The organism is Celeribacter persicus (assembly GCF_003050785.1).
Classification (GTDB): Bacteria; Pseudomonadota; Alphaproteobacteria; order Rhodobacterales; family Rhodobacteraceae; genus Celeribacter; species Celeribacter persicus.
Genome location: NZ_QAOH01000001.1, coordinates 539,553 through 551,533, shown reverse-complemented (window position 1 = coordinate 551,533; position 11,981 = coordinate 539,553). Strand labels below are relative to the sequence as shown.

At 59.8% G+C, this 11,981-nt stretch carries 13 protein-coding genes; 4 read left to right on the top strand and 9 right to left on the bottom strand.

Features of this window, described 5'->3' with window-relative positions:
• Both C8N42_RS02810 and C8N42_RS02805 read left to right on the top strand, forming a co-directional pair.
• Positions 1 to 1,314 (top strand): amino acid ABC transporter permease, encoded by a 1,314-nt coding sequence (locus C8N42_RS02810; protein ID WP_107814992.1) that lies wholly within the window; start codon positions 1 to 3, stop codon positions 1,312 to 1,314.
• A gap of 15 nt (positions 1,315 to 1,329) precedes the next feature.
• Complete coding sequence (locus tag C8N42_RS02805; protein WP_107814991.1) at positions 1,330 to 2,118, top strand: amino acid ABC transporter ATP-binding protein; 789 nt, start codon at positions 1,330 to 1,332, stop codon at positions 2,116 to 2,118.
• Between the two features lie 45 nt (positions 2,119 to 2,163).
• Here C8N42_RS02805 and C8N42_RS02800 read toward each other — a convergent pair whose 3' ends face one another.
• From C8N42_RS02800 to rpmH, 9 genes are all read right to left on the bottom strand, one after another.
• Entirely contained in the window at positions 2,164 to 2,670 is a 507-nt protein-coding gene (locus tag C8N42_RS02800) for a SixA phosphatase family protein (RefSeq protein ID WP_107814990.1), read from the bottom strand.
• The gene (argB, locus tag C8N42_RS02795; RefSeq protein ID WP_211309135.1) at positions 2,667 to 3,557 is read right to left on the bottom strand and encodes an acetylglutamate kinase; all 891 of its coding nucleotides are present in this window, start codon (positions 3,555 to 3,557) and stop codon (positions 2,667 to 2,669) included. The genes C8N42_RS02800 and argB overlap by 4 nt, the downstream gene beginning before the upstream one ends.
• Positions 3,558 to 3,620: 63 nt before the next feature.
• Positions 3,621 to 4,268 carry a ribosome biogenesis GTP-binding protein YihA/YsxC gene (gene yihA, locus C8N42_RS02790; protein ID WP_107814988.1) on the bottom strand — a complete coding sequence of 216 codons (648 nt, stop codon included), beginning with the start codon at positions 4,266 to 4,268 and terminating at the stop codon, positions 3,621 to 3,623.
• Between the two features lie 14 nt (positions 4,269 to 4,282).
• The gene (gene yidC, locus C8N42_RS02785) at positions 4,283 to 6,094 is read right to left on the bottom strand and encodes a membrane protein insertase YidC (protein WP_107814987.1); all 1,812 of its coding nucleotides are present in this window, start codon (positions 6,092 to 6,094) and stop codon (positions 4,283 to 4,285) included.
• A gap of 104 nt (positions 6,095 to 6,198) precedes the next feature.
• On the bottom strand, positions 6,199 to 7,734 hold the full coding sequence (locus tag C8N42_RS02780) for a putative bifunctional diguanylate cyclase/phosphodiesterase (protein ID WP_107814986.1): 1,536 nt from the start codon (positions 7,732 to 7,734) through the stop codon (positions 6,199 to 6,201).
• Positions 7,735 to 7,834: 100 nt separating this feature from the next.
• On the bottom strand, positions 7,835 to 8,716 hold the full coding sequence (gene ttcA, locus C8N42_RS02775) for a tRNA 2-thiocytidine(32) synthetase TtcA (RefSeq protein ID WP_107814985.1): 882 nt from the start codon (positions 8,714 to 8,716) through the stop codon (positions 7,835 to 7,837).
• A complete protein-coding gene (gene yidD / locus C8N42_RS02770) occupies positions 8,709 to 8,972 on the bottom strand; it encodes a membrane protein insertion efficiency factor YidD (protein ID WP_107814984.1) in 264 nt (87 codons plus the stop codon). The genes ttcA and yidD overlap by 8 nt, the downstream gene beginning before the upstream one ends.
• On the bottom strand, positions 8,969 to 9,409 hold the full coding sequence (rnpA, locus tag C8N42_RS02765) for a ribonuclease P protein component (RefSeq protein WP_107814983.1): 441 nt from the start codon (positions 9,407 to 9,409) through the stop codon (positions 8,969 to 8,971). The genes yidD and rnpA overlap by 4 nt, the downstream gene beginning before the upstream one ends.
• 36 nt (positions 9,410 to 9,445) lie before the next feature.
• Entirely contained in the window at positions 9,446 to 9,580 is a 135-nt protein-coding gene (gene rpmH / locus C8N42_RS02760) for a 50S ribosomal protein L34 (protein WP_043868490.1), read from the bottom strand.
• Positions 9,581 to 9,876: 296 nt separating this feature from the next.
• Here rpmH and C8N42_RS02755 point away from each other — a divergent pair, with 296 nt between their 5' ends.
• Together C8N42_RS02755 and C8N42_RS02750 are read left to right on the top strand one after the other, a co-directional pair.
• Positions 9,877 to 10,611 carry a TVP38/TMEM64 family protein gene (locus C8N42_RS02755; protein WP_211309134.1) on the top strand — a complete coding sequence of 245 codons (735 nt, stop codon included), beginning with the start codon at positions 9,877 to 9,879 and terminating at the stop codon, positions 10,609 to 10,611.
• Entirely contained in the window at positions 10,608 to 11,981 is a 1,374-nt protein-coding gene (locus C8N42_RS02750) for a dihydrolipoyl dehydrogenase family protein (RefSeq protein WP_107814982.1), read from the top strand. Before C8N42_RS02755 ends, C8N42_RS02750 begins: the two co-directional genes overlap by 4 nt.

Genomic DNA, 11,981 nt, shown 5'->3' with positions numbered 1-11,981 from the left:
ATGAGCCATTCGACCCAATCTCTCGCTTATGTGCGAAAGGAAATGATCGAGCAGCAACCCGCGCCGCGTTCGCAAGTGGGCTTTACCCGCTGGGCGCGTGAGAACCTGTTCTCCGGCTGGTTCAACACGCTGCTGACGCTGGTTTCGCTCTTCGTGATCTACAAGATGCTCGCCGCCACCCTGCCCTGGGTGTTCGGCGGTGTCTGGAACGCCGAGTCTCTGGATCAGTGCCGGACCATTCTCAACGAGCGCTATGGCGACACCCATTACGCCTGTTGGGCGGTGATCCGTGAACGCTGGAACCAGCTGCTCTACGGGTTCTATCCGGAAAGCCAATACTGGCGCGCCAACCTTGCTTTCGTCCTGATGCTGGCCTCTTTGGCGCCGGTGTTGTTCGATAAGCTGCCGCGCAAGATGCTGTACCTCACCATGGCCTTCCCCTTCCTGCTCGTCTGGCTGGTTTGGGGCGGCACGATCTGGGGCGTTCTGTCCGTTGCTGTTGGCTTTGTACTCGCTGGTGTGGCGTTCAAGATCGTTGATCGTTTCGGCTCCATGGCGCTGTCCGCCATTGCCGCTGTCGTGGTGGCTGTTGTCTGGTGGCTGTTCATTGGCCCGTCCGTCGTCGACGGGCTGAACTCTGTCGCTCCTCTGGGTCATCTGCAAGAGGTTCAGAGCCGCGATCTCGGGGGCTTTATGATCTGTGTGATCATCGGTATTTCCGGCATTGCACTGTCCCTGCCAATTGGCATCGTTCTGGCGCTTGGTCGTCAGTCGGACCTGTTCATCGTGAAAACCATCTGCGTGGGGTTCATCGAGTTCATCCGGGGCGTGCCGCTGATCACCCTTCTGTTTACCGCCTCGCTGCTGCTGAACTACTTCCTGCCGCCGGGGACGACGTTTGACTTGACGTTGCGGGTGATCATCATGGTGACGCTGTTCTCGTCGGCCTATATGGCCGAGGTGATCCGTGGCGGTCTCGCGGCCCTTCCCAAAGGCCAGTATGAGGCGGCCGATGCGCTCGGTCTCGATTACTGGAAGTCGCAGCGCCTGATCATCATGCCGCAGGCTCTGAAAATCTCCATCCCGGGCATCGTGAACACCTTCATCGGCCTGTTCAAGGACACCACTCTTGTGATGTTTATCGGCATCTATGACATGCTGGGCCTCTCCAATGCCATTCGTGCCAACGCGGCGTGGAACGGCATCTATTGGGAGCTGTTCATCTTCATCGGTCTGGTCTTCTGGATCTGCTGTTTCGCCATGTCCCGTTATTCTCAGTGGCTGGAGCGCAAGCTCCGCACCGATCATCGTTAAGAAAGGAGACCTGATATGTCTCTCGCAGAAGACCGCGCTATTGACCGTTCTAAATTGACCGTCTCCGATGAGGTGGCCATTCAGATCACGAATATGAACAAATGGTACGGCGAATTTCACGTTCTCCGTGACATCAACCTGACCGTGAACCGGGGCGAGCGGATCGTCATCGCGGGGCCCTCGGGCTCCGGGAAATCCACGATGATCCGCTGCATCAACCGTCTCGAAGAGCATCAGCAGGGCAAGATTATCGTCGATGGGACCGAACTGACCTCGGATCTCAAGAACATCGACAAGATTCGTTCGGAAGTGGGCATGTGCTTTCAGCACTTCAACCTTTTCCCGCATCTGACGATCCTTGAGAACTGCACTCTGGCGCCGATGTGGGTCCGCAAGACGCCGAAGCGCGAAGCCGAAGAGATTGCGATGCATTTCCTCGAAAAGGTGAAAATCCCGGATCAGGCGCACAAGTATCCCGGCATGCTTTCGGGTGGTCAGCAACAGCGTGTGGCCATCGCGCGTTCGCTCTGCATGAAGCCGCGGATCATGTTGTTCGACGAACCGACCTCGGCGCTCGACCCGGAGATGATCAAAGAGGTGCTCGATACCATGATCGAGCTGGCCGAAGAGGGCATGACCATGCTCTGCGTGACGCACGAGATGGGCTTTGCCCGTCAGGTGGCGAACCGCGTGATCTTCATGGACCAGGGCCAGATCGTGGAACAGAACGAGCCGGAAGAGTTCTTCAACAATCCGAAATCGGAGCGCACGAAGCTTTTCCTGTCGCAGATTTTGGGCCACTGAGGGCTTTGGCTTCGAAAAGGAAAGGCGCCTCTCGGGGCGCCTTTTTCATATGTCGATCTCGCGGGGGATGGCGAACTCCAGAACCGGGTTGTCGCCAAAACGCACCTCGGGCCAGGTCGCTGCACCAATCTCGTAAACGGTCGTCGCACAGGTCGGGTAGCGGAGGAAATCGCCGTGGCCCTGTGGGTTCTGTGCGAACCGAGCGGCAAATTCACCGATGCCGGGATTATGCGCGATGAGCAGGACGGTCTGGCCGGTTGCCTTCTTAAGTTCCTGCAGGATGCGTAACTCCGAGGCCAGATAAAGGCCGTCGATCACGCGCAGCTCTGGCTGCATCCCCAGTCCCTGTGTGACCAGATCAAAGGTCTGTTGCGTGCGGGCCGCGACCGACACGAGCGCCTGATCCGGGAAATATCCTCGCGTCCTGAGCCATGTTCCCATCGCTTTGGCATTGCGTTGTCCGCGTGCATTGAGGGAGCGGTCGATGTCGTCGAGCCGGGGATCGTCCCAGCTCGATTTCGCGTGGCGCATCAGGATCAGGCGGCGCGTCATGGCTCAAGCGGCTTGATCCGGGGCTCGCTGTCACGGATCAGCGATCCGGCCCCGTGTTCGGTGTAAAGTTCGAGAAGGCAGGCATTCGGGGCGCGGCCGTCAAGGATGACCACGGCCCGCACGCCCTCTTTGAGCGCATCGAGTGCGGTCTCGGTTTTCGGGATCATACCGCCTGCGATGATCCCCTCTTCGGTCAGTTGCTTGATCTGCGCGGAGTTAAGCGAGGTCAGCACCTCTCCGTCCGCGCCTTTCACACCGGACACATCGGTCAGAAGCAACAGGCGGTCGGCCTTGAGCGCCCCTGCGATGGCGCCCGCGGCGGTGTCGCCATTGACGTTGAACGTCTCGCCATTGCGCCCCGCGCCCACCGGCGCGATGACCGGGATCAGGTTCTCGTCGCCGAGTTCCTTGACGATGGCGGGGTTCATCTCCACCGGCGTTCCGACAAAGCCCAGATCCGGATGGGTCTGTTCGCAAATCATCAGGTTGGCATCCTTGCCGGAAATCCCGACCGCGCGACCGCCCTGACCGTTGATCGCCTGAACGATGCGCTTGTTGACGAGGCCCGAGAGCACCATTTCGACGACTTCAACCGTGGCCTTGTCGGTCACCCGTTTGCCGTTCACGAAGTCGGATTTGATGTTGAGATCGGCCAGAAGCTTGTTGATCATCGGCCCGCCGCCATGGACGACTACGGGTTTGACGCCCACCTGCTGCATCAGCACCACGTCGCGGGCAAAGCTTTCCATCGCCTCATCCGACCCCATGGCATGACCGCCGAGTTTGATTACGACGGTCGCGCCCTCGTATCGCTGCAAATAGGGCAGCGCTTGGGAAAGAGTGCGGGCGGTCGCGATCCAGTCTCTGTTCATGTCTTGCTTCTTCATGTTCGGGAATCCAGATGAGGGTTTGTCCCTCAATACAGGCTTGCCGACCAGAGGCCAAGCGCGTCAGACGAGGGTCGCGATCACCGCACGCAACACATCCACGCCCCAGCCCTTTTCCGAGGAGGTAACGATCAGCTCCGGGTAAGCCGCGGGGTGTTTGGAGATTTTTTGACGCACCTGATCAATGACTTTTTGGCGTTCGGCCTCCTTGACCTTATCGGCCTTTGTCAGCACGGCCTGAAAGGTTACGGCGGATTTGTCGAGAAGTGTCATGATCTCCTCGTCCACCTCTTTCACCCCGTGGCGGCTGTCGATGAGCACGAAAGCCCGACGCAGCGTGGCCCGGCCCGACAGGTAGGCTTTCAGCAGGCGTTGCCATTTCTCGACGGTTTTCACCGGGGCCTTGGCAAAACCATAGCCGGGCAGGTCGACGAGGTAATGGCTGTCGGAACAGGTGAAAAAGTTGATCTCCTGTGTGCGTCCGGGAGTGTTCGAGGCGCGCGCCAGCGCCTTGCGCCCCGTCAGCGCATTGATCAGCGTGGATTTACCCACGTTGGAGCGACCTGCGAAACAGACCTCAAGCCGGTCGTCCGGAGGCATGCCATCCATCGCGACGACGCCTTTGAGGAAATTTGTCTCGCCTGCAAACAGCAAACGGCCCTTCTCGAGGGCCGCCGCATCTGGTTCAGCGATGGGAAACTGTAGATCCATCGTTACTCACGCCCTCAGGCGTCCTTTTTCTTGAGCCTCAGCGAGCGCAGGATATTGCCGAACACATCGGGTTTGTGCCCGTGGCTGCGCATGATCAGGTACTGCTGGGTGAAGGTGATCGTGTTGTTGCAAATCCAGTAGAGCACCAGACCCGAGGCAAAATTGCCGAGCATGAACATGAATACCCAGGGCATCCAGGCCATGATCATCGCCTGCGACGCATCAGTCGGCGCCGGGTTCAGTTTCTGTTGCAGCCACATGGAAATCCCGAGCAGGATCGGCAGGATACCGAGCGACAGGAAGGCAAGGGCCGAGCCGGGTTCCGGCGGCGCGTAGGGCAGGAGGCCGAACAGGTTCAGAATCGAGCTCGGGTCCGGGGCCGAGAGGTCGCGAATCCAGCCGATCCACGGCGCGTGCCGCAGTTCGATCGTGACGAAAATCACCTTGTAGAGCGAGAAGAACACGGGGATTTGCAGCAGGATCGGCAGACAGCCGGAAGCCGGGTTCACCTTGTTCGTTTTGTAAAGCTCCATCATACCGCGCTGAAGCTTCTCACGGTCGTCGCCCGCCTGTTCCTTGAGCTTTTCCATTTCCGGCTGAAGCTCTTTCATCCGGGCCATGGAAACATAGGATTTATAGGCCAGCGGCAGCATGACCCCCTTGATGATCAGGGTCAGGATCATGATCGACCAGCCCATGTTGCCGATCAGCCCATGAAGCGCGTGCAGGATGCGGAAGATCGGTTTGGTGAAATACCAGAACCAGCCCCAGTCAATCGAATCGACAAAGCGGTAGAAACCGTTGTCATCCTGATACTGCCTGATCGTTTCCCATTCCTTTGCGCCGGCAAAGAGGTAGGAGGTGGTTTCAGTGCGGCTGCCGGGTGCGACCTCGACCGTCGGCATCCGGGTTTCGACCTGATAGATATTACCACTTTCGACGTATTTCGCCACCGAGGTAAAGCTCTGGCCGGGTTGCGGCACGAGAGAGGTCATCCAGTATTTGTCGGTGAAACCGGTCCAGCCGTTTTCCGCGACCGGAATGACGGAGGTATGGCCGCCTTCACGCGGATCGAGGTCGAAATCCGCGATGTCCTTGTATTTCTCTTCGTCGAGTTCCTTGTCGGACAGGCGCACCAGACCTTCGTGCAAAACGAAATATTTCGAGGTCTCGGGGGTGCCGTGACGGGCCACGACCCCGTAAGAGAACAGGCGGGCGGTGGTCTCGGACGTGTTTTCGACGGATTGTGTGACGGTGAAAAGATAGTGCGCGTCAATCGAAATTTCGCGGTGGAAAATCAGACCCTTGCCATTGTCCCACGACAGGCGGACCGGAGTTTCCGGGGTCAGCGTTTCGCCACTCTCGACATTCCACAGGGTGTTTGCGCCAGGTACGTCATCGACGGTCAGAGCGCCACCGGGGGCCCAGCCATAGGTGGCATAATAGGGCGCTTCGGAGCCGACCGGTTCGAGCAGGGTGACGATCTCGTCGCCGTCGATCTCGACCTTGTAGTCTTTTAGGGCCAGATCGTCGATGCGACCACCGATCAGCGAGATGGAACCGACAACGCGGGGGGTCTCGATCTCGATGCGCGGGGCGTCGGGCGTCTGGGTCGCGGTCTCAAGCCCCGACGTGGCGGTGCCGGAACCGGATGTTGCCGCAGGAGGCGCCACTGCCGTGGTTGGTGTCGTTCCGTCCGTGACGGTAGCCACCGGGGCGTTCGGATCGGTCGCCGTCTCCGGAGCAGGGAAAAAGATTGTCCACCCAAGCAATACGATGCCGCTCAGCACCACTGCAAGAATCAGGTTCTTGTTTTGATCGTCCATCTAGGCCGCCCGATTTTGGAATTCAGTCCCGGGAGGTTCAACCTTCCAGAAGCCCTGAGGTCAAGCGGTTTTGGCTATTTCTTGCGGAAAATGCGGGAAAGTGATCAACTCGCGCGTCGTCCGATCTGCGGGGGATGCGTCAGTTTGCGATTGTGGGTTTCCATCCATTCGTGGGTCTGCTCGAACGCCATCGGGCGGGAGATCGAATACCCCTGCACATGATTGCAGCCCAGTTGGGAAAGCATCGCATGCTCGCCGACGGTTTCCACACCCTCGGCAAGGGTTTCAAGATCGAGCCGTTCGGCCATGGTTAGAATGGCAGCCAGCATGCTTTGCTGATCGCGGTCCAGATCGCAGCGCGACACATAAGAGCGGTCGATCTTGATGCGTTTCACGGCGAAACGTCGGATGTTGGCGATGGAGGCATGACCAGTACCGTAATCGTCCAGATCAATGCCGCAGCCCATTTCATTGAGGGCCCAGATGTTGCGTGTGATCGTGTCGTTGTCGGAGGAGGAAATCACGCTTTCGAGGACTTCTACGCTCAGACGCTCCGGTTTCAGTTCGAACCGATCCAGTTCCCAGCGTATCTTGTCCACGATCCTCGGATTGGCGAGATCGGTCGGTGAGAAATTGACCGCGACGGACGGGATATGGAAACCGGCGCGATCCCATTCCTTGATCGCCATCAGGGCATGATACAACATCACCTCACTGAGACGTTCCTGCAGGCCAAGTTCCTCGATATCGGGCATGAACTCAGCGGGGGGGAGCGCACCCTGCTCCGGGTGGACCCACCGGGCGAGGGCCTCCATGCCGGAGACCGTGCCGGTGTCGGTGGAAATCTGTGGCTGGAACCAGGGCAGGATTTGCCCGTTCTCCAGAGCATCGCCCACGTCGGCGTTGAGGCTGCTGCGTTCCAGAATACGTGCGGCGATCGCCGGAGAATAGGCGCGGATTGAGCCGGGACCATTGCGATGTGCATCGGCCAGAGCGATTTCGGCTGCGTCGAGAAAGGCCTGACCGGAGGCGGCCGGTGCGCGGTTCGGCAGGCAGAAACCGATGGATGCGGTGGCGAAAATCTTGCTGGCATTGATCGAGAAGGGTTCGGAAAGGGCAGCCTGAAGGCGAGAGGCGAGTTGGATGAGCGATTCAAGATCGGCACGGCGCACCGGAGCGAACACAATGGCAAAACGGGCGCCTTCAAGTCGGGCGAGCGTGTCATGATCTCGCAAAGCATCCCGAAGACGCTGCGCGGCACTGATCAGGATGTCATCGCTTGCGGTGGCCCCGAAGCCTGAACTCAACGCGTGGAAATCGTCGATTTCTATGACGAGGCAGGCCGTGGTGCGCCCGGTGGTGTCCCGGGCATCCAGTATTTGATCCAGAATGTCTGTGACGGTCCGGCGCAGAGGCAGCCCCGTGAGCCCATCACGGGCAATGGGGCGATGGTGTCGTGTGGCGTCGGACATGCTCAGAAGGGTGGCAAGGGCGGGGACCAGAAGGGCGCAGGCGATGAGCAGGCTTTCTCCACCGAACCAGAAGGCACCGAGGCAAAGCGCAGGCAGAAAGGCGAGTGTCTGTGGCCCCGTCAGGGCATCGCGCAGGCGGTGAAGCTTGGCAGCGATGTCGTTCGGCATGGTTCTTGTCCCGGTCTGTTCGTCGACCTAAAGCGTTTCGCGAAATGCTTTAAATGGCCTTTGTCTTTCCGGAGCATGGCGCAAGAAAGTGGCTGGTCGGTTAACGCAACCTTGGGATTTCCATAGAATTTTCTTCATTTTCGTTCGTTTCTGGGCGTTCCGTTAACGAAAGACCAAGGAAGTCGAAGAGTTTCGGGTCCATCATATGCGACGGTCGGATGTTGGTCAGCGCCTTGAACATCACCTGACGGCGACCGGGACTGTTTTTCTCCCAACCGTCGAGAATCTGTTTGACCTGCTGGCGTTGCAGCCCGTCCTGCGAGCCGCAGAGATCGCAGGGGATGATCGGATAATTCATCGCACGAGCGAATTTCTCGCAATCCTCCTCGGCAACATGCGCGAGAGGGCGATAGACGAAGAGATCGCCCTCCTCGTTCACCAGTTTCGGAGGCATGGTGGCCAGCCGCCCGCCATGGAAGAGATTCATGAAAAAGGTTTCCAGAATGTCGTCGCGATGATGGCCGAGCACCACGGCGGTACAACCCTCTTCACGCGCGATCCGGTAGAGATTGCCGCGACGCAGACGCGAACAAAGCGCGCAATAGGTCCGTCCTTGCGGCACCTTGTCCATGACGATCGAATAGGTGTCCTGATACTCGATGCGGTGCGGCACCTGCATCTTCTCAAGGAACTCGGGAAGTACGGTCGCGGGGAACCCCGGTTGCCCCTGATCGAGATTGCACGCGACAAGCTCGACTGGCAACATGCCTCGCCATTTCAGTTCATAGAGGGCGGCGAGCAGGGTATAGCTGTCCTTGCCGCCCGACAGACACACGAGCCATTTCGCACCGCGTTCCACCATGCCGTATTGCTCAATGGCCTCGCGCACATTGCGGATGATCCGCTTGCGCAGCTTCTTGAACTCCGTGGTGGAGGGCGCGCCGTGGAACAGCGGATGGATATCGTCGAGATCATCAAGCATCGGGCTTTTCCTCGGTTTTTTGCGGCGCAGATTTCGGCTCGGGCACCGGGTCATAGCCCATGCCGCCCAACGGGTGACAGCGCCCGATGCGGCGAATCGCCAGCCATGTGCCCTTGATCGCGCCGTGTTTTTCCAGCGCTTCCATCGCATAGGCCGAACAGGTCGGCTGATAACGGCAATTGTGCCCGACGAAGGGTGAAAACACCTTGCGATAGGCACGCACCGGCAGGGAAATGACGAAAGCGAGCGGGGTCATTTGCTCTCTCCATGAACCTTCTTCAGAGCGTATCTGAGATCTTTCAGGAGCAAATCAAAGGGCCGCGCGCTTGTGTCGCCCTTCTTGCCGATCAGCACGTAATCCCAGCCATCCCGCCCAAGCTCCGGAAGCACCAGACGTGCCGCTTCGCGCAGGCGCCGCTTGGCATGGTTGCGGGCGACGGCATTGCCGACCTTCTTGGAGCAGGTATAGCCTACCCGAATACCCGTGGCAGGTTCTTCGGACCCGCGCTTGCGGCCTTGCAGAAGGAAGCTTGCGGTGCCCTGACGCCGTGCGCGGGCGGCTTTCAGGAAGTCGCTGCGCTTTGTCAGCGTCAGAATTTCGACTGAGACACCATGCGCGCACGACAAAACCGCCGACTGCGACCCTTCGGCGTCGGCACATGCCTGATCCTCGGGTGCGTTCGGCGGTGTCATCAGCTTTGCCTGTTCAGGCGGTCCCGAAAGCGCGGATTACGCGGAGAGGGACTTGCGGCCACGAGCGCGGCGCGCGTTCAGAACCTTGCGACCGGCTTTGGTGGCCATACGGGCACGGAAGCCGTGGCGGCGCTTGCGGACGAGGTTGCTCGGTTGATAGGTGCGTTTCATCGCGCCATCTCCATCGGTTGCGTTGGGGCCCAAACCCGATCGTCACTGCCGATGTGGCGACATGACAAAGGGATTCGAAGGCGAGTAATCGTTCGAAGCCCTGCCAATAGGAGGCTCTCGGGCGGTTGTCAATTCTCATGCGCCGGAAATCTGTAACAAAATGGCTCCGGTTGCGGCGGAGCGGCCACAAACCTCTGACGGAAGATCACCGGCGCGTGAGAGGGATAGCGAAACACTGGCGCACGCATGGCGGATTGCGCATGCTGCTGCAACCCTTGTGATGGAAAGGCAGACTTGTGCAAAACGACACGGATCAACGCGGCAAACGACACCTCTGGGCTCTGGCCCTCTTTGCGCTCTGCGCTCTGACGCTGGCCGTGCTGTTGCGCGAGCATCTGAGTTTCGCGGCGCTGTCGGAGAACCGCGCGCGTCTCGTATCCTTTGCGGAAAGCCACAGGGCGCTTTCGGTTCTCGTCTTTGTCGCGATTTATACCGTGATCGTTGCGCTGTCGCTGCCCGGTGCGACAGTCTCGACCCTGACCGGCGGGTTCCTGTTCGGGCTTTTCCCCGGTGTGTTTTTCAACATGACGGGGGCGGTGCTCGGGGCCTCGCTTTTGTTTCTTGCGGCGCGCTGGGGGCTGGGCGACTGGCTTGCGGCCCGGATCGACGCTTCCGAAGGACGTATCCACCGCATCAAGCAGGGTATCGACGACAATCAGTGGTCCATGCTGTTCTTACTGCGCTTTCTTCCCGTCGTGCCGTTTTTCGTCGCCAATCTCCTGCCCGCGCTGTTCGGGGTGCCGTTCTACCGCTTTGTGATCTCGACCGCGTTGGGCATCGTGCCGGGGGCGCTGGTCTATACCTCCGTCGGTGCCGGGTTGGGAGAGGTGTTCGAGCGCGGAGAGGCGCCCGATCTCGGGGTGATTTTCGAGCCATTTATTCTTTTGCCGCTTCTGGGTCTCTGCCTGCTCGCGCTTGCCCCGATTCTGTGGAAGGCTTGGCGCAAAGAGACGGCAGAGGAGCGTGCATGAAAACCATCAAGACCGATATCTGTGTCATCGGGTCGGGTTCCGGCGGATTGTCCGTGGCTGCGGGGGCGGTGCAGATGGGCGCGCGGGTCGTGCTCATTGAGAAGGGCGAGATGGGGGGCGATTGCCTCAACTCCGGCTGCGTGCCTTCGAAAGCGCTGCTGCACGGGGCGGCGTCGGGGATGTCCTTTCCCGAGGCTATGACCCATGTGCGCCAGACCATCTCCGCCATTGCCCCGCACGACAGTCAGGAGAGGTTCGAAGGCCTGGGGTGCACGGTGATCCGGGAGGCGGCACGGTTTACCTCGCCCAAATCGGTTGTGGCCGGAGATCACAGCATCAAAGCGCGGCGCTTCGTGATTGCCACGGGATCGCGCCCTTTTGTTCCGCCCATTCCGGGGTTGTCGGATGTGCCTTACCTTACCAACGAGACGCTTTGGGACCTGAGCGAGTGTCCTTCGCACCTGTTGGTTCTCGGCGGTGGCCCCATCGGTATGGAAATGGCGCAGGCCTTCGTTCGTTTTGGGGCTGAGGTGACGGTAATCGAGGCAGGTTGTGTTCTGGCGCGAGAGGACGAAGAGGCCGCGGCGGTGGTGAAACAGGCGCTGATCTCTGAAGGTGTCCGTTTTCTTGAACGGGCAGAGGTAACGCAAGTCGTGGGGCAGGGCGGGGCGCTCACGCTCACCCTTTCGAACGGGCAGCGCATCTCCGGTTCGCATCTTCTGGTTGCGACCGGGCGGCGGGCGAATGCCGAGGAGCTTGGGCTGGAGCATGCCGATGTCGACTGCACCAGAGATGGCATTCGCACCGGGGCTAACCTGCGGACGTCCAATCGGCGTATCTATGCGCTGGGCGATGTGCTGGCCGATCATCCGCGCTTCACCCATGTGGCAGGTTATCAGGCGGGGGTGGCCATTCGGGGTCTTCTGTTCGGCCTGTCCGCCAGGCTGCGCGAGGATCATATCCCGCACGCGACCTATACCGATCCGGAACTGGCGCAGGTCGGGCTGACCGAGGCTGAGGCGCGGCAGGTCCATGGCGACAAGCTCGAAGTGGTGCGTACGGAGTTTTCCGGCAATGACCGGGCCATTGCGACGGGGCGTGCGGGGCCGGGGTTCATCAAGCTCATGGTGGTCAAATCGCGCCCTGTCGGGGCGACGATTGTCGGCCCCGAGGCGGGCGAATTGATTGCGCTGTGGTCGCTTGCGATCTCGACAAAGCTCAAGATGAGCCGGATCGCGGGCATGATCGCGCCCTATCCGACGTTGGCCGAGCTTAACAAACGTGTGACGAGTGCCTATTTTACCCCGAGGCTTTTCGATAATCGAAAGCTCAAGCGGGTCGTGCAAGCGATTCAGAGGCTGGTGCCATAA